Source organism: Lactococcus sp. S64, assembly GCF_016516525.1.
In the GTDB taxonomy this organism is placed as follows: Bacteria; Bacillota; Bacilli; order Lactobacillales; family Streptococcaceae; genus Lactococcus; species Lactococcus lactis.
This window is the reverse complement of record NZ_JACVUQ010000005.1, coordinates 97,859-116,284: the sequence shown is the minus strand read 5'-3', so window position 1 is coordinate 116,284 and position 18,426 is coordinate 97,859. Positions and strand designations below refer to the sequence as shown.

The following is an 18,426-nucleotide window of genomic DNA, read 5'->3' as shown; positions in this document are numbered from 1 at the left end:
GAAAAAAAATAGAGGAGAAATAATTTCATGGTAAGACGTATGGTCGTAGCCCTAGGTGGTAACGCTATTTTAACAGATGACCCAACAGCAAAAGCGCAAGAAAAAGCACTTGAAACAACAGCAGAACAATTAATTCCTCTTATTAGAAATAATGATGTGGAAATGGTTGTCACTCATGGTAACGGACCACAAGTCGGAAATCTTTTATTGCAACAATTAGCGGCGGATAGTCCTAAAAATCCAGCTATGCCAATTGATACAGCTGTTGCAATGACTCAAGGACAAATTGGTTTCTGGATGGGGCAAGCTTTTACGAGAGCTTTGATAAAAAATAATATGGAACGTGTTCCAGTCATCTCTGTAGTGACTCGTACAGTTGTTGATAAAGATGACCAAGCCTTTGAAAAACCTACTAAACCAATTGGTCCATTCTACGATGAAAAAGGATTGGCAGAAATGAAAGCTCAATACCCCGACTGGGTATTTGTTGAAGATTCTGGCCGCGGCTATCGAAGAGTAGTTCCAAGTCCTAAACCAACACGTATCGTTGAAGCCGAAGCGATTAAGCCACTAATCTCATCAAGTGTTTTGGTGACTGTATCTGGTGGTGGTGGAATTCCTGTCATTGAAACTAAGGATGGTTATGAAGGGGTTGAAGCTGTTATTGATAAAGACTTTTCAGCAGCGAAAGTAGCTGAACTTGTTGAAGCAGATAACCTTTTGATTTTGACTGCGGTAGATAATGTTTTTGTTAATTTCAATAAACCTAATCAGAAAAAACTAGAAACAGTAACAATGGCAGAAATGAAAGCTTATATTGAAGAAGGTCAATTTGCTGCAGGTTCAATGCTTCCGAAAGTCGAAGCAGCAATGGAATTTGTTGCTCGTACCGGTCGTCCTGCAACAATTACTTCTTTGGAAAATCTTGAAGACTTCCTCAACAATGATTCAGGAACAAAGATTATTCCTTAAAGATAAAAATGCTACATTTTTGATGTAGCATTTTTTTATAAATGTAGTCTAAAAATCGATAAACTTTCCGATATTTTATCAATAATTATTGTACAATTAACATGTAAACGATTTATATTGATAAAGTTACTGACAAGATGTAAGTATCGGCGATAAATATTAAGGTAAATGATTACTAAATCTGTCAGTAAAAAAATAAAGAGAGGAAGACAAATTTAAATGATTTTTTTTAAAAAAATATTTAAATTTGCAAATAAAACTTATGGAACTTGTACAATTTGGTTGTGAAGACTGGCTCAATGTTTGGGAAAAATCTGCAACGATTGATATTGCTCAGTCAACCATTGATTCGTTATCTTTGGAAGAAGTTTTGGCCTTTGAAGAAGATAATGGCGAAGCTTTTATGTCACAGATGATGAAAGAAAAATTCAGTTATGGTTGGATTGAGGGTTCACCAGCCTTTAAATCAGAAGTGGCAAAACTTTATAAAAGAGTGCCAGAGGATAATATTTTATCTACAAATGGAGCTACCGGAGCAAATTTCCTTACAATTTTAGGATTAATTGGTCAAGGCGATCATGTGATTGCTCAATATCCTTCTTATCAACAACTGTATGATTGGCCTAAAACATTAGGTGCCCAAGTTGATTATTGGTATATCAAAGAAGAAAATAATTGGTTGCCACAAATTGAAGAATTACGTCGTTTAGTTAAAAGTAATACAAAACTTATTTGTTTAAACAATGCGGCCCAACCCACTGGAGCAATCATGAGTCCTAAATTTTTGTCAGAAGTGGTTGAAATTGCACGCAGTGTTGATGCTTATATTCTTTGTGATGAAGTTTATCTTCCACTAGATGAAGAAACGCCTTATTCACCTATTGCTGATTTATACGAAAAAGGAATATCAACTAACTCTATTTCTAAAACTTACTCTGTACCAGGAATTCGTGTGGGTTGGGTAGCCACTCAAGACCGTGACCTTTGTAATGAATTTAGAAAAATTCGGGATTATACCTTGATTTGTACCGGAGTATTTGATGACGCCGTAGCGGCTTTAGTATTGAAACATAAAGATAAAGTACTTGAACGAGCTCGTAAAATTGTCAAAGGTAATTTATCAATTTTGAAAGAATGGGTGGAAAATGAACCTTTAGTCTCAATGGTTTATCCCAATGCAGTCTCTGTAAGTTTTGTTAAATTTGAAGAACTTGATCCGACAAAAACTGAAGATTTTGCAATCCAACTTCTTCGTGAAAAAGGTGTCCTAATTATTCCTGGAAATCGTTTTGATTTACCAGGCTATGCTAGGATTGGGTATTGTACAGATGAAACAACCTTACGTCAAGGCCTTAAACTCTTATCTGAATTTTTGAGAGAATATCAGGTTTGATATATTCTTTATAAAATACATTTCTGTTTTACTAAAGTGTATAAAAAGTGTATAATAAAGAACTGATAGTATAATTATAATTGAAGAATATAAAATAGTCTCTATATTCAAGAGACTCTTTTATATTTATAAATGATATTATACAAATTTAATTATAGGAAATTTATGATTAAATAGTAGAAAGTGAGTAAATGGAAAACAAGAAAACAAAAGGGATTAGCCTTTTTGCACTATTAGCAATTATTATTTCTGGAGCAATTGGAGGTGGAGTCTTCAATCTTGCTAATGACCTCGCCAATGGTTCAACACCCGGTGGAGTCATGATTTCATGGCTCTTTATTGGTTTTGGGATTTTCATGCTTGTCTTGAGTTTTAATCGACTGATTACAATTAGACCCAAACTTTCGGGAGTCTCTGACTATGCTCGAGAAGGGTTTGGAGACTTTATCGGTTTTCTATCAGGATGGGGTTACTGGATTTCAGCTTGGACTGGAACAATTGGTTTTGCAGTTTTAATGATGACATCTGCTGACTATTTCTTCCCTGGCAAATTTGCTAATTCCAATGGTTCGTTGACTGTTTTATCAGTAATTATTGTTTCAATAATCTCATGGATATTAATGTTTCTAGTTGACCGAGGAGTAGAAACTGCCGCCCTTGTAAATGCGGTTGTTATGATTGCAAAGCTCATTCCTTTAGTTGTATTTTCAATCACAGGGATTATCCTATTTAAAGCTGATGTATTCACTCAACATTTTTGGCAAACTTTCACAAGCAATCTAGCTGCGGATGGGTCAGTCAAAAGCCTAGTTTGGCATGCGATGACTGCTGGTGGACTCCTTGATCAAATTAAAGGCTCGCTGATGGTCATGGTCTGGGTATTTGTCGGGATTGAAGGCGCAGCGATGATGGGAAATCGGGCAAAGAAAAAATCGGATACAGCTAAAGCGACAATTATTGGTCTAGCAGTTTTGCTTGTCATTTATGTCCTTTTATCATTACTTCCTTATGGTTATATGGACCAGGCAAGTTTGGCAAATGTTAAAGCACCAGGCTTAGTTTATATTCTTAACGAGATGGTCGGTGGCTGGGGCGGAAGTCTGATGGCAATTGGACTAATGATTTCCTTATTAGGAGCTTGGCTTTCGTGGACAATGTTACCAGTTGAGGCGACACAACAATTGGCAGAGCAAAAACTATTGCCAAGTTGGTTTGGTAAGCTGAATAAATATCATGCGCCAAGTAATTCTTTGCTTATTACTCAGCTGATGATTCAAATCTTTATTATCATTACATATTTTGTAGCCAATGCTTATAATGTCTTTATTTATATGGCAACAGCTGTAATTATGATTTGTTATGCTTTGGTTGGAGCTTATCTTCTTAAAATTGGGATTAAAGAAGGTTCAATTAAAAATATATTAATAGGATTTTTCACCTTTGCTTTTCAAGCTCTGGCCCTTTATCTTTCAGGTTGGCAATATGTTTGGTTGGCGATGATTCTTTATACGATTGGTTTCATTTTATTTATTAAAGCGAAAAAAGAAAGTCGACAAGCAATATCAGTCAAGGAATGGGCAGGAATGTTCATTGTGGCCTTACTAGGAGTTTTAGCAATTCTGGTCTTGATTTGTGGCGCAAAATCAGGAACAGCTTTAGATCTTCGGGGATTACTAGGCTACTAAACAAAATATAAAAATAAGTTGTCTTATATAAATTAATTTTATCGGTATTTTTCTAAAAGTGAATAAAGGAGAGAATTGATGAGAACTTTTTCAGAAGTTAAGGAATTATTAGCTGAGCTTGAAATTCCTTATAATATAGTAGAACATCCAGCAAGTCATTCAACTGAGGAGTCGGATAACTACATTAAAGATTATGAAGGTTGTCGTTCCAAAACTTTAATCTTAGCCAATAAAAAGTCTACCCAGTTCTATATGATAATTATGGATGATGCTAAACAGGTTGATATGAATCGCTTGGGAGAAATTATTGGAGTGAAGAGACTTCACTTTGTCTCGGAAGAACGACTAGAAGATATGCTTGGATTAAACTCCGGAATTGTTTCTCTTTTTGGACTTGTTGGTAAACATTATAATAATATGCATATTTATTTTGACCAACAAATGCTAGATGACTATCAAATTCAAACTTTTCATCCTAATGATAATACCAAAACTATTTTCTTTGCGATGGATGCTTGTTTTACAATTTTGAAGTCGCAGGGTTATGAATACCAAATTATTGATTTATAAATTAAAACTCTTACTTGTTAAGAGTTTTTTTGTAATCAATCTATTGAGTCTGAAAACTAATTCTTGTATAATAGCAATATGTTAACTTTCCCACTCATCAATGACACTTCGCGAAAAATCATTCATATTGATATGGATGCCTTTTTTGCTTCTGTTGAAGTGCGTGATAATCCGAGTTTAAAAGGTAAGCCGGTTGTTATTGCCAGAAATCCATTACAGACAGGTGGACGTGGCGTGGTTTCAACTTGTTCTTATGAAGCGCGTGCTTTTGGAATACATTCGGCAATGAGTGCTAAAGAAGCTTATGATCTTTGCCCACAAGCTATTTTTATTTCAGGAAACTATGAAAAATACACAAAAGTAAGTAAACAAGTTCGTGAAATCTTTAAACGTTATACCGATGATATTGAAGCAGCTTCAATTGATGAGGCCTATTTAGATGTAACAGAAAATAAAATCGGTGCTCAATCAGCAATTAAAATTGCTAAGTTGATTCAGCATGATATATTTGTTGAGTTAGGTTTAACCTGTTCTGCAGGAGTTTCTTATAATAAATTTTTAGCGAAAATTGCATCTGATTATGAAAAGCCCCATGGCTTAACCTTAATTATGCCAGAAGAAGCATTAGAATTTTTAGCAAAATTACCGGTGGAAAAATTTCATGGTGTTGGAAAAGCGACAGTTCCTAAATTGCACGCACTAGGTTTCTTTAATGGGGGAGATTTACAAAAAGCAGACCCAGTTGATTTAGCTGAAAGATTCGGAGTTTATGGTTGGGAGCTTTATCAAAAGGCCAATGGAATACATAACTCGAAAGTCAAAAATTACCGTGAGCGAAAGTCAGTTGGAAAAGAACGAACTTATGGTAAACTATTATATCTTCCGGATGATATTAAAGCAGAGTTGAGTAAAATTTCTGGCAAAGTTTCCGACTCATTAAAGAGTCATCAATTAAAAGGAAGTATTGTCATTTTAAAATTGAGATATTCTGATTTTACAACATTGACAAAAAGAAAATCTTTAGCAGAAAAGTTAGAAAGTCCAGAAGAAATTGCAGAAGTAGCACAAGAGATATTTGAAGAGCTTGAATATGATGAAAGTTTAGGAGTAAGGCTTTTAGGGGTTACGGTGACAGAATTTGGTGCCCAAAAAGCAACATTAGATATGCAATAGTTAGAAACGGGATGAAGGCAATTTCAACTCGTTTTTTTGTGATTAGATAATAAATGATACCAAGTGAACAAGCGATTTGAAGGAGCAGCATTTCGTTTAAGAAAGTTAGAGAAAATGAAGCGGTAAAAAACCATAAAAAATCACCGCTGCCAACTCTTAAATTGAATTTTTCAGCTAAGACGGCTAAAATAAGCCAAAAATAGAAAAGGGGAGAAAGAGGAAATATTAAAATAAAACTGAGTGCAAAAATAAACCAGATAACAAAAGGAAAACTGTGCTGACGATAATCAAAAGCAGATAAAATTAGTGAAAGAATAATCAGTAAAAATTGACTAGGTTTAAGATAATTTACCCAAGCTAAAACAAAAATTAAAGATGATGAGAACTCCAAAAAAACATATAAATATGGAATTTTACTTTTACAATAACGGCAATGTGAGCCAGAGCTTATTTGAGAAAAAATAGGAATTAGATCACGATAGGCTAAAAGTTGCTGACAAGAATCACAATGTGAGCGTCCAAAAATAATTGATTTTCTTAGTGGAATACGGTCAACTATTAAGCCAAAAAAGGAGCCAAAAATACTTCCAATTACAAATATAAATAAAATGTCCATACTAGTCTATACGAAATAAATGAAGAATTGTAACTTTAAATATAGCGAAAAAAGAAAATAAGTAAATCATTTGAGAAAAAAATCTCATTGGTTTATAATATATTTATAGAAAAGTTAATATTAAGTTCCTTTATGACATTTAATATTTAAAAAATGGAGGTTAGTTATGTCAAATGAACACACACAAGAAGTTTTAAATCAAACAGTTGCTGATTTATCAAAAGCATCAGCACTTGTTCATCAAATCCACTGGTATTTGCGTGGTCCGGGTTTTCTTTACCTACACCCAAAAATGGATGAATTGAAAGATCAATTGGATGAACATTTGGACGAATTTGCAGAACGTCTAATCACTATTGGTGGTTCTCCAGTTTCAACTTTAGCAGAATTTGATAAAAATTCTAAAATTGAAATGACTCCCGCCATTTGGGGAAAATCTAATTCAGAACGTGTGAAAGAATTGATTGTTGCTTACAAATATTTGACTCAACTCTTCAAAGATGGCATTAAAATTGCTGGTGATGATGGTGATGATGTGACAGTTGACTTATATACGACTGCTCTTGGAGATATTGAAAAAACACTTTGGATGATTGAAGCTGAAGTAGGTTAATTACTTTATAAATAAAAAACTCTCTGTCAGTTAATGATAGAGAGTTTTTTTATTTGAAATTTACTAATAAGACGATTAGTAATTAGATACCAGATTTAGTTTTACCATTCCAAGAATTCAAACCACTTTTAAGGATATAAACTTCAGGAATGCCAGCTTTTTTTAGTTTTTTAGCAACTTTTGCTCCGCCAACAGGACGACCATTTTCATAAATGAGTACAGGTTTATGTTTACTTAAGGCATTTAAACTTTGGTCAATTTGTCCAGCAGGAAGATTACGTGCACCAAGAATATGTTTAATACGAAAATCTTTTGCTTCACGAATATCAATTAATTGAGAAGTAGGCATTAAACGAGCAAACTCAGCTTCTTCAACAAGTTTAGCATTACGACGAAGATTCCAACGAGGATAGACAAACATTCCGATAATTACTAAAACAAGAATGATATCAATGATAATAATAACCAAAATTATTCTCCTTTAAATTTAAGAGCAAGACTTGCGGCACCGATAATTCCAGCGTCATTTCCAAGGACAGCAAGTTTGATTTTACTTGAGTTACGAACAGTTGAAAAGGCATATTTAGTGAAATATTTTTCAACTTTTTCACGTAAGAATTCTCCAGCAGCAGAAACACCACCACCGATGACGATTGAAGCAGGGTTCAAAGTAGAACCAAGGTTTGCACAAGCAAAACCGAGATAATAAGCAAATTTATCAACAACGGATAAGCTGAAGTGATCTCCTTCTTGAGCTGCAAAGAAGATGTCTTTAGAAGTCACTTCATCACCATTGTCAATAGCTGCTTTAATAGTAGAATCACCTTCGTATTCTTCAGCGAATTTACGAGCTAAACGAACGATACCTGTTGCAGAAGTTACTGTTTCCAAGCAACCGCGATTTCCACAAGTACATTCAAAACCATCAGGGTCAACACAAATGTGGCCAATTTCGCCACCAGCTCCGGCAACACCATGAACGAGCTCACCTGAAGCGATAATTCCGCCACCAACACCAGTTCCAAGAGTAATGAAAACAACATCAGGATTGTTTTCACCTGCCCCTACCCAACGTTCACCAAGAGCAGCAACATTAGCATCGTTATCCAAAATGAAAGGAAGACCAACACCTTCAGAGATTGGTTTACCTACTTCTTGAGTATCTGCCCAGTTTAAGTTAAAAGCAGCTTTTACGGTACTTTCAGAAATATTTACTGAACCTGGTGTTCCCATTCCAATTCCAAGAAATTCAGATTTGTCCAAGTTATAAAGGCTTAAACGGTGGTTGATTGATTCAATAATATCAGGAACGATATGTTTTCCATCTTCTAAAATATTTGTCGGGATAGACCATTTATCTTGAACCTCACCATCGAGTGTCAAAATTCCAAATTTAATTGAAGTTCCACCAAGGTCGATACCGATAATTTTACTTGCAGTCATGTTTTTTTCTCCAATCTGACAATAAAAAAAAGAATCATTTTTTATTGGTCGTAGATTTTTTCTTTTCAATTCTCTCTTCACGTGCTAAAATCAAGCGAGCAGTCAAATAGTCATGGTCGCTTTTTTGAAATATTCCTGATTCAAGCATTTTTCCTAATTCAATTTGCATAAAAGCAATCGCATCCAAACGATCTGGAAAAAGATTGATATATCCATATTTTTTCAGCATTTCTTGCACGTCATAGAGAGTTTTCATTACTACATTTTACCGTATTTGATAAAGGCTTTCAAGTCCAAGCTATATGTAAAAGAGAGAGAATAGTGCAGAATTTGCTTATAAAATGGTATAATACAATATAATTTGAAAACGTAACTAAAAAGATATTTAATGGTAATGATGCTTTTGGAATAAGATTATAGTTAAAATTTACTTGTTGAAGGTAAATAAATGAATAGAATTTTGATTGATGCGGACTTTTATGCAGTAAATCGCTTGGAGCGATTTGTTCTTGAAAATGAAAAAGAACTTGGGATAAAAGACGAGATCGATGCAACAATGGTATTCTATAATCATCAGCATGTCTATAAATTTCTTCAAATTTACCTTAATGAAGTTAAGACTTGTTTTATAAAAATTGTACAAAAAGAAGAGTTCGAAATACTGAAAAAAATACAGAAGTTAGAAAGTAAGGCATTTTTTCTTATTTATACTGATAATCCTGACTTAAAAGATGAATTATTGAACTTTACTACCTCTCCGTTATGGACTCAAATGACTGTGGCCAGTGACTCTGATACTGAAGTTAGAGAAATGATTAAGAAAGTGTTGCTCTACTGTTTTACAAATGAGCTAACTATTGTCGAAATCAGTGGTTATCCAATTTCGATAGATTCTCTTTTATATATTGAAGCGGACAAAACACATCGAAATTATCTTAGAGCCATCACAAAAGATAATGAATGTTTAGTTCGTGGTACGATTTCTGATGTAAAAAAGAAAATTCCCAATTTACTTGCACTTGGACGCGGTTTACTCGTTGATACAAATAAAATTCGTCGAATAGAAGAAGATGGATTGACGCTATGCTTTGTACAAAGTTTGAAAAAAATCAAGGCACCAAAGGTTTGCAAAAAAGAGTTAAAGGAACTCAAAAAACATTCAAAACGAATAAAATAATCACTCTTTTTTAGGGTGATTTTTGTTTTTACCTGATAAAAACTCAATTTCATCACAGAAAATGCGATTTCGTCACAAAAATGATGAAATTATGCAAAAAAAGATTTTAAGCAAAAGTGAAAAGGTTTACAATCGAAATATAGAAATTTAACATCAACTTAAAAATGTTAAACAAACGAATTCGACCAGAGGCTTGTACACCCTCAAAGTGAGGAAAGGAGGTACTAAAAATTTTGTTGTAGTAGAATTTTTAAAAAGTTCTACAAAAGATTAAAAATTTTTAGAAAGGAAGTAGAAAAATGCAAACTAAAAAATTACTTGTTTCAACACTTATCCTTGCGACTCTCGGTGTGACTATTCTTCAAGTCAGTCCCGTTTTCGCTATTAATCGTTCAACTTATTCTCAAGGTTCAACCAATGATAAGAAGTACGGTATGGGAGCTTATGCCGCTTATTGGAATAACTATGGAAATCATTGGGCTGAAGTAGCTTTTCGGACTAGATATGGAGGGACAATAGCAGGAGAAGCTCATGCCAATCAGCAAGCCTATGCCTGGTTGAATACTCGTTGGGGAGAAAGTGTGGTTTTCTACCATAGCAACGGTATAGTTAAAAGCAAACATTGGGGGCCACAATGAAAAAAATAAAATATATTTTTTTGGCTGTGGCTACAATTTTAGTCACAGTCTTTTATATTATTAATATAAAAGGAAAAGACCAGCAAATTATCGCAGAAAGATTGCCAAATGCCGTTCTTATTGCAAATAATGAGAAGCAAAATCCAGAAACTATTCCTAGTCCTCGTGAAGTTATCAAAGATGTGGATGACTATGCAAGAAAACATGATGTCTTTATCGTTATGGATGTTGTCACACCTAACGGTTCAGGAGATTTCAAGCCAACTTATATGACTTTTGGGAAAGGGAAACTTGCAAGTAATATGACTCTACTTCCAAAAGAGAAAAGAGAGGAGTACGACCCACTTGGTATGTTTGGGACTTACAACATTTTTTCTGGAAAGAAAGAATCTGAGGAGTTTAGTCAATATTTAAATCAAAAATTTCATGTAACAGCATCTTATATTCCAAACATGTCACTTCTTGGGGAATATTACAACATCTATGGTAATCCACAGGCTGTAACCTTATTGATAAGCGTTTTTCTGGCTTTTGTCGGCTTAGCTATTTTTGTAAGAATCTCAGAGTTACGAAAATCAGGAATAGAACTTTTGTCTGGAAAGAAACTGTTGAATACGGTATTTTCAGATAGTATTCGTGATATAAAGTTTATCTCAATTTTGACGATTATTGCTATGATAGGGACTTCTAGTTACTTGCTCATAACTGGTCTAAGCAACTTGTCACTTCACATTTTTGCTTTATTTTCTATCTTCTTTTCTTCTCTGATATTTGTGCTATTGTCATGCTTAGTAAGTGCAATAATCATGATTATCCTCTCTCGGAGTCAGCTTAATTCACTTATCAAAGGGAAACTACCGACAATCGCTTTGATGGTTCTTGTGGTTTTGATGCAATTTGCTGTGAGTCTTGTCCTTGTCACAAGTCTATCGGGAATTCACTATAATCAAATTGAATTAAAAAAACAGGAAGCCGACTTAGATAAATGGAAACAGCAAAAAGATTATTATACGTTTCCCTATGCCTCTATTAATTTGCAAGTGAGTAATCAAGAAGCAAAAGCATGGTGGAACTTTTATAATATTGAAGTAACGAAAGATGATGCGATATTCGTTAGACATGACCTATTTGCTGGACCAGAAGAAAGTAGCCAAGACCAACTTTTCGTTACACCAAGTTATCTGAAAGCACAACATATCAAGACTAAAGAAGACTTTTCTAATCTTAAACTTGGAGAATACGCTCTTTTGATACCGAAAAATCAAATGAAAAACCGTCAAAAACTTATCACTAAATATAATAAATCATTGACGGAAACCACACAAAACGGTAAAAAAGAGACTAAGATGAAGGCAAAATACGTTGAAGAAGTACTAAATGGTGAAAAACGTTTTATTTACAATGTGGCCGATGAGAAAATGACAACACAGCAAGAAATCTCTGACCCAATTATTATTGTGATAACACCGAAATCATCAGGAGAAGAAACTGGTCTATCGTGGGCAGGGGATAATGATTACTTTTTTGTGAAAGGTAAAGAACAAACGCTTAATAGGCTGAAAGAGTTGGGACTATACGATAAGGTTCATTATTTAGTTAATGCCTATGGACAGTATGAAGCACAGACAAATCTTGTAAAAGAGAGTTTAAGTATGGCAATCATATCAGCCATTATAACGATTATTGTCATTAGTTTTTTCTATATTTTACTCCATGTCCTTTACTTTACTCATTTCAGAAGAACAATTGTAATAAAATTTATTTCTGGAATGCCCAACTTGAGAATTCATCGTCGGTTCATTTTTGTAGAGTTAGGATTACTTTTGATTTTATTACCAACATTGACAATAATCAGCAATGAGTTTTTATATTCTCTTTTTGTTGTAAGTGCTTTGTGGTTTATTTCGCTCATTATCCTACTTGTTCAAATGAAGAATTTTGAAAATGGACAAATAAATAGTTTGAAAGGAGAATAGATGTTTGAATTAACTAATATTACTAAAGAATTTTTACATAGAAAGGTTTTTGATAACTTTAAATTAACCTTTGAAGCTGGGAAAGTTTATGCCATTATCGGTCAATCAGGTTCTGGTAAAACAACCTTACTGAATATGATTGCTAAACTTGAATCCTACGAGGGAAGTATTCTTTATGAGGGAAAAGAATTATCAAAAATCAAGAAACATTCCTATTTTCTAAATGATTTGTCTTATCTTTTTCAAAATTTTGGATTGATTGAAAATGAAACGATTGATAAAAATTTGGATTTGGGATTGATTAATCAAAAGTTATCCAAGAAAACTAAACAAGAAAAAAAGCTTGAAACTCTGGCACAAGTTAATGTAGCCTATTTAAAACTCAATCAAAAAATTTATGAATTGTCAGGTGGTGAGGCACAGCGTGTAGCACTTGCTAAAGCGATTTTGAAAGATTCACCGGTTATTTTGGCGGATGAACCAACAGCAGCACTAGATTCTGAGAATAGTGAAGAAGTGATGAAACTGCTTTTGAGTATGAAAAATGAAAATCGGATTATTATTATCGCTACGCATAATCCTGTTATTTGGGAAATGGCAGATGAGGTTGTTGAATTGTCCAGATGAGGTAATATATTGGGGGGATTTTTACTTTTTACAATGAAAATATCAATTTCATCACAAAAAAATTGATTTCGTCACAAAAATGATGAAATTGTGCAAAAAAATATTGTAAACGAAAATGAAAAGGCTTACGATTAAAGTATGAATAATGATAGAAATAAATCTTGAAAGAGAGGGAGGACCAATGGAAAATTAATAAAGTTCAATATCAACTCAAAGATATATCGTGCAAAAAGAAAGTGGGTAATTTTTTAATGAAAAATATAACATCAAGTAAGTTATAATTTAAAGACTAGCTCTTAGATTAGTAACTTACAGACTAAGAAAAGAGGATTTAGTTATGAATGCGAAAAAAATTATTATTGGCATACTTGTTGTCAGTGTATTATTTGCAACTGGATTTGCTGTAAAAGCAGATGGTGCATTAGCACCTAATGTTGATGTGTCTAAAAATGGGAAAGTTAATTTGAATATACCTAAAAAGGCAGATAAAATTATTATGAATACGAAAAAGCAAGTTAAATATGTTGTGAAGGGAGCCGTGAAGCTAGAGAGTACAAGTGGTGGTAATTTGACAGCGCCTGTAACGGTGGATAGTCAAGTAACTATTGATAATGGAGACAATACAAAAGGAGTGACAACTTATACTGCTGATTTATCTCAAGCTCAAGTTATTAGTAATGATAAAGCAAGTTCAGATAATAATTTGGCTATAAACATATTGGGGAATTTTTTTGGCACTAAGGTATCTGCTACAACTTATGATACTTCAACAACATCTAAATGGGATTCAACATATGGCGTAAAGATTAAAGAAGAAATTTACTGGACAGTAACGGGTTCACATAATGATAATAAGTTGAATATTTATAAAGTTACGGGCGGCTACACGATTGCTGATTCGTCAATTCAGGTAACCTCATCTAGTATAAGAGTACAACAAAAATATCATCCGTCGCAAGACCATACATGGGGAAAAGGCACCTCAGCGTCTTGGAGTGTATCAACAGGTTATACAGCTGTTTCGAATACTCCTGGTTCAAGAGGGGAAGTAGGTTATACAGTTAATCTAAAAAGAGGAACTCATTCTAAATGGTCAGTAACCCTTAATAATTTAGTATTTTCTTATTAATTTAGTTAGGAGATAGATATGAAAAAATATATAGTATTTACATTTATTTTAGGGTTGCTCAGCTTCTTTCTTCCTTTTTTTCCAGCGACTAATAATCACTTTGAGAATACTCAACTTTTGGGCTTTCAATATGTTGTTAAATATGGTTTGCGGCTCTATTTCGTTGTTTTGATTGTACTATTGGTTAATTATTTTACAATAAATGAGCGGTATGTAAGATATAAAAAAGTCATTCCGCTTTTAATCACAATTGCTATATTTGGAGCTTATGGTGGTCTCGCATTTAGTCAATTTTTGATTGGTGGAATACAAAGAGGACTGATGGTGCTAGGAGATTATAGTTTTGGCTATTTTATCAGTTTCGCTTTGTTTTTAATTTTTAATGTTTTGGTTTGTATTGATGCCTATAAAAAGGGAGATTAAAATGTGGGTAAGAAAAATAAAAATTTGGCAAGTATTTCTTGCATTCATCATTTGGATAGGAACCATGTTTCTTCCTGCAACGGTAAATCAGGCTAAATTGAATACGAATTTTGACTATAAAAAAAGTCGAGAAAATTTCTTTTATTTTCTTTTTCATCAAGTCCCTTTTTATAGTTTCATTTTGGGATTGGTGTTGCTTATATCACTTTTTCTCATTTATAGGAAAATAAATTTTAGTGTCTATTTTTCTTTTGCTAGTCTTATTTTTAAATTAGTTTCTTAGTTATAGCTTTTCCGTCTATGATTATTTTTAATCATAGTTTATCTGGGAATACTTTTGGGGCTGAACTTTCTATCTTTCTAACCTTTTATGGAGCTGGATATATTATTGCTGTTCTATTTGGTTTAGTTGCTTTTCTTTTACTCTTTCTCTACAGTTTAAGAATAAAAGAATATTAACAACATAATCATTTTTACTGATTTTATTAATTATAAAAAAATAAAGAACTCCTTAGAAATTTTTCTTTGGGGTTTTCATTTTGGAAGTAAAAAAATCTTTGTTAGGCTTGTAAACGTGTGCATTTACAGCTTTTAGAAAAGTGTGCTATAATGGGTTAGATATATACGAAAGTAAGGTATGATAAAATTGACTAAATTACGCGAAGATATTAGAAACGTCGCTATTATTGCCCACGTTGACCATGGTAAAACTACATTGGTTGACGAACTCTTAAAACAATCTCAAACGTTGGATGCTCGTAAAGAATTAGCTGAACGTGCGATGGACTCAAATGCACTTGAGCAAGAACGTGGGATTACTATCCTTGCCAAAAATACAGCAGTTGAATATAACGGAACTCGTATCAACATCTTGGACACACCAGGTCACGCGGACTTCGGTGGAGAAGTTGAACGTATTATGAAAATGGTTGACGGGGTTGTCCTCGTTGTCGATGCTTATGAAGGAACAATGCCTCAAACACGTTTTGTTTTGAAAAAAGCTTTGGAACAAAACTTGACTCCAATCGTTGTTGTTAATAAGATTGACAAACCATCTGCTCGTCCAGCTGAAGTTGTTGATGAAGTTCTTGAACTTTTCATCGAACTTGGTGCTGATGACGAACAATTGGATTTCCCAGTTGTTTATGCTTCAGCAATCAATGGTTCTTCATCAATGTCTGATAATCCAGCTGATCAAGAACACACAATGGCAAATATTTTTGATACAATCATCGACCATATCCCTGGACCAGTTGATAACTCTGATGAACCTTTGCAATTCCAAGTTTCACTTTTGGACTACAATGACTATGTTGGACGTATTGGTATTGGACGTGTTTTCCGTGGAACAATCAAAGTTGGGGACAGCGTTACTTTGTCTAAACTTGATGGTTCAACTAAAAACTTCCGCGTTACTAAACTTTTTGGTTTCTTCGGTCTTGACCGTCAAGAAATCCAAGAAGCAAAAGCTGGTGATTTGATTGCTTTGTCTGGTATGGAAGATATCTTCGTTGGGGAAACTGTTACACCTTCAGACCACGTTGAACCATTGCCAATCTTGCACATTGATGAACCTACTTTGCAAATGACTTTCCTTGCTAACAACTCACCTTTCGCTGGTCGCGAAGGAAAATGGGTAACATCACGTAAAGTTGAAGAACGTTTGGTTTCTGAATTGCAAACTGACGTTTCACTTCGTGTTGAAAACACTGAATCTCCTGATAAATGGGTTGTTTCTGGTCGTGGTGAATTGCACTTGTCAATTCTTATTGAAACAATGCGCCGTGAAGGATATGAACTTCAAGTTTCACGTCCTGAAGTTATCATCAAAGAAATTGATGGTGTTGCTTGCGAACCATTTGAACGTGTTCAAATCGACACTCCTGAAGAATACCAAGGTTCAATCATCCAAGCGCTCTCTGAACGTAAAGGTGATATGCTTGATATGCAAATCACTGGTAACGGTCAAGCGCGTTTGATTTTCCTTGTTCCTGCACGTGGTTTGATTGGATTCACAACAGAATTCATGTCAATGACTCGTGGATACGGAATTATGAACCATACTTTCGATCAATATCTTCCAGCTGTTAAGGGAGAAATCGGTGGACGTCACCGTGGTTCTTTGATTTCTATGGATTCAGGTCAAGTTACTTCTTACGCAATGGGTTACGTTCAAGAACGTGGACAACTTTTTGTTGATGCAGGTACTGAAGTTTATGGTGGGATGATTGTTGGTGAACACAGTCGTGATAATGATTTGACTGTAAATATCACTAAAATGAAACAACAAACAAACGTTCGTTCTTCAAATAAAGACTCTACATCTGTTTTGAACACACCAAAAATTCTTTCACTTGAAGAATCTTTGGAATTCCTTGGAGATGATGATTACTTGGAAGTAACTCCAGAATCAATCCGCTTGCGTAAACAAATTTTGGATAAAGCAATGCGTGAAAAATCAACTAAGAAGAAAAAATAAGTTTAATCAAATAGAGAAACTTGATTTTCAATTATTGAAAGTTTGATGATGAATAAATTAATTTTTCGTTAGTTCTTGTCATAACTTGGAAAGGAGAAAAATGTTCTATATTATCTTGTTGATTTTAGTTGCCTTTGCGTATATTTTCATGATGCCCAAAGACGTTCGGCGGAGTATGGACATTTTCTTCTTTGCTGGTGTTGGAGTTCTAGTTCTTGCTTTTGCTGTGGCCCAGGCGGTAAGCCATCGGTCATTACTTTTAGAAATTATCGGTATTGTGGCGATGCTTGTCGTAACGGTCAGAGCTTGGATGGAATTGGAAAAGTTGGACAGTCGAAAAAGAAAAAAATAAATGATTGATTGATTAATAATCAAGCAATGAATAAAACTGTCAAAGTTTGGCAGTTTTATTTTGATTTTGTAGAAATGGAGAAAAAACATGGATATGGAAAAAGTGGCTCAAGGTTTTGAGCTAGTTGTTGCAAATATTATGTTACTATCTGAGAAATTGGATACAGATTTTTATGATGCTTTTGTAGAACAAAATGCTGCTTTTTTAGATGATACTGACCAAGGAATTGTTGAATTGTCAGTAAATAATGACGAACTTCGTCAGTTAAATTTATCAAATAAGGAGTGGCAAAAACTTTTTCAATTTGTTTTGTTGAAAGGATCACAAGTCGCACCACTTCAGCCCAATCATGCAATGACTCCAGATGCAATTGGTTTAATTTTTAATTTCATTATTGAACATCTTAATAAAAATTCTGAACTTCGTTTAATTGAATTTGGGTCTGGTATGGGTAATCTTGCTGAAACGCTTTTAGTTAATCTTAATAAAAAGGTTGATTATGTAGGCTTTGAAGTTGATGATTTACTTTTAGATTTGTCTGCTTCAATGTCTGAAATTATGGGGAGTCAGGCTGAGTTCATGCAAATTGATGCAGTACAAAAGCGTTTGATGGAACCTGCAGACGTTGTTGTCAGTGATTTACCAATTGGTTTTTATCCAGATGATGAAGTTGCAAAGAATTTTGAAGTTGCGACTACTGACGGACATACTTTTGCTCATCATCTTTTGATTGAGCAATCATTTAATTATTTAAAAGAGGGTTCTTTTGCCATTTTCCTAGCTCCAGAAGATTTACTGACAAGTCCTCAAGGACCACTATTAAAGGAGTGGATTAGTAAACATGGAAGTGTGATGGCTGTCATCACTTTACCAAAATCACTTTTTAATGCTGATGCTAAGGCGATTTATGTTTTGAAAAAGGGGCCGGCTGCACATGCAACTTTTGCTCACCCTTTGTCTTCACTGACAGACAGAGAAAGTTTAGAAGTCTTTATGGAAGAATTTACAAAAATTGTAAAATTATAAGATTGAAATTACTGACAGGTTCTGTCAGTAATTTTTTTGGTTAGAGTGTATGAAAATAATTGAATTTGAAAAGGTTTTTATTTTAAAAACTACATCTTGAATTAAGCTCGTGAATCATGACCGAAAAACACAAA

Annotated in this window: 19 protein-coding genes and 1 pseudogene; 16 read left to right on the top strand and 4 right to left on the bottom strand. The window is 34.0% G+C overall.

The features are described 5' to 3' along the window. The first annotated feature begins 27 nt into the window (after window positions 1–27). From arcC to dinB, 5 genes are all read left to right on the top strand, one after another. Window positions 28–972 carry a carbamate kinase gene (gene arcC / locus IAE51_RS07205; protein WP_012898533.1) on the top strand — a complete coding sequence of 315 codons (945 nt, stop codon included), beginning with the start codon at window positions 28–30 and terminating at the stop codon, window positions 970–972. 262 nt (window positions 973–1,234) lie between these two features. Next, window positions 1,235–2,365, top strand: coding sequence for an aminotransferase (locus tag IAE51_RS07200; RefSeq protein WP_200095098.1), 1,131 nt, complete (start codon window positions 1,235–1,237; stop codon window positions 2,363–2,365). A gap of 191 nt (window positions 2,366–2,556) precedes the next feature. Continuing rightward, window positions 2,557–4,050, top strand: coding sequence for a basic amino acid/polyamine antiporter (locus IAE51_RS07195; protein ID WP_015427125.1), 1,494 nt, complete (start codon window positions 2,557–2,559; stop codon window positions 4,048–4,050). Between the two features lie 78 nt (window positions 4,051–4,128). Continuing rightward, complete coding sequence (locus tag IAE51_RS07190; RefSeq protein ID WP_010906273.1) at window positions 4,129–4,620, top strand: prolyl-tRNA synthetase associated domain-containing protein; 492 nt, start codon at window positions 4,129–4,131, stop codon at window positions 4,618–4,620. 78 nt (window positions 4,621–4,698) lie between these two features. Beyond that, window positions 4,699–5,793, top strand: coding sequence for a DNA polymerase IV (gene dinB / locus IAE51_RS07185; protein WP_023164600.1), 1,095 nt, complete (start codon window positions 4,699–4,701; stop codon window positions 5,791–5,793). Here dinB and IAE51_RS07180 read toward each other — a convergent pair. Continuing rightward, window positions 5,744–6,409 carry an A24 family peptidase gene (locus IAE51_RS07180; protein ID WP_085623762.1) on the bottom strand — a complete coding sequence of 222 codons (666 nt, stop codon included), beginning with the start codon at window positions 6,407–6,409 and terminating at the stop codon, window positions 5,744–5,746. The genes dinB and IAE51_RS07180 overlap by 50 nt on opposite strands. Before the next feature lie 166 nt (window positions 6,410–6,575). On the opposite strand from IAE51_RS07180, the gene IAE51_RS07175 reads away from it, so the two are divergent. Next, window positions 6,576–7,022 (top strand): DNA starvation/stationary phase protection protein, encoded by a 447-nt coding sequence (locus IAE51_RS07175; protein WP_033900772.1) that lies wholly within the window; start codon window positions 6,576–6,578, stop codon window positions 7,020–7,022. 82 nt (window positions 7,023–7,104) lie between these two features. Here IAE51_RS07175 and IAE51_RS07170 read toward each other — a convergent pair whose 3' ends face one another. From IAE51_RS07170 to IAE51_RS07160, 3 genes are read right to left on the bottom strand one after another with little or no spacing between them, the layout of a single operon-like run. After that, complete coding sequence (locus tag IAE51_RS07170) at window positions 7,105–7,491, bottom strand: rhodanese-like domain-containing protein (protein ID WP_004254540.1); 387 nt, start codon at window positions 7,489–7,491, stop codon at window positions 7,105–7,107. 2 nt (window positions 7,492–7,493) lie between these two features. Further along, window positions 7,494–8,465, bottom strand: coding sequence for an ROK family glucokinase (locus IAE51_RS07165; protein WP_015427121.1), 972 nt, complete (start codon window positions 8,463–8,465; stop codon window positions 7,494–7,496). 34 nt (window positions 8,466–8,499) lie between these two features. After that, window positions 8,500–8,721 carry a YqgQ family protein gene (locus IAE51_RS07160; RefSeq protein WP_010906270.1) on the bottom strand — a complete coding sequence of 74 codons (222 nt, stop codon included), beginning with the start codon at window positions 8,719–8,721 and terminating at the stop codon, window positions 8,500–8,502. Between the two features lie 192 nt (window positions 8,722–8,913). Here IAE51_RS07160 and IAE51_RS07155 point away from each other — a divergent pair, with 192 nt between their 5' ends. From IAE51_RS07155 to IAE51_RS07110, 10 genes and pseudogenes are all read left to right on the top strand, one after another. Continuing rightward, window positions 8,914–9,642, top strand: coding sequence for a LytTR family transcriptional regulator DNA-binding domain-containing protein (locus tag IAE51_RS07155; RefSeq protein WP_085623766.1), 729 nt, complete (start codon window positions 8,914–8,916; stop codon window positions 9,640–9,642). Between the two features lie 299 nt (window positions 9,643–9,941). Then, complete coding sequence (locus tag IAE51_RS07150; protein WP_058212143.1) at window positions 9,942–10,280, top strand: lactococcin 972 family bacteriocin; 339 nt, start codon at window positions 9,942–9,944, stop codon at window positions 10,278–10,280. Next, window positions 10,277–12,256 (top strand): bacteriocin-associated integral membrane family protein, encoded by a 1,980-nt coding sequence (locus tag IAE51_RS07145; protein WP_200095097.1) that lies wholly within the window; start codon window positions 10,277–10,279, stop codon window positions 12,254–12,256. Before IAE51_RS07150 ends, IAE51_RS07145 begins: the two co-directional genes overlap by 4 nt. After that, window positions 12,257–12,883: an ABC transporter ATP-binding protein gene (locus IAE51_RS07140; protein ID WP_033900782.1), complete on the top strand. Its 627-nt coding sequence runs from the start codon at window positions 12,257–12,259 to the stop codon at window positions 12,881–12,883. A 337-nt stretch (window positions 12,884–13,220) separates the two neighbouring features. Beyond that, window positions 13,221–14,012 (top strand): hypothetical protein, encoded by a 792-nt coding sequence (locus IAE51_RS12205; RefSeq protein WP_233611042.1) that lies wholly within the window; start codon window positions 13,221–13,223, stop codon window positions 14,010–14,012. 18 nt (window positions 14,013–14,030) lie between these two features. Continuing rightward, entirely contained in the window at window positions 14,031–14,435 is a 405-nt protein-coding gene (locus IAE51_RS07130) for a hypothetical protein (protein ID WP_033900784.1), read from the top strand. A 1-nt stretch (window position 14,436) separates the two neighbouring features. Further along, window positions 14,437–14,894, top strand: a pseudogene (locus IAE51_RS12445) (hypothetical protein). A 187-nt stretch (window positions 14,895–15,081) separates the two neighbouring features. Further along, window positions 15,082–16,914, top strand: a complete 1,833-nt coding sequence (gene typA, locus IAE51_RS07120) for a translational GTPase TypA (protein ID WP_025016832.1) — start codon at window positions 15,082–15,084, stop codon at window positions 16,912–16,914. Between the two features lie 100 nt (window positions 16,915–17,014). Further along, entirely contained in the window at window positions 17,015–17,266 is a 252-nt protein-coding gene (locus IAE51_RS07115) for a DUF3165 family protein (RefSeq protein ID WP_004254583.1), read from the top strand. Between the two features lie 87 nt (window positions 17,267–17,353). Next, complete coding sequence (locus tag IAE51_RS07110) at window positions 17,354–18,292, top strand: class I SAM-dependent methyltransferase (RefSeq protein ID WP_200095095.1); 939 nt, start codon at window positions 17,354–17,356, stop codon at window positions 18,290–18,292. Window positions 18,293–18,426: the final 134 nt, after the last annotated feature.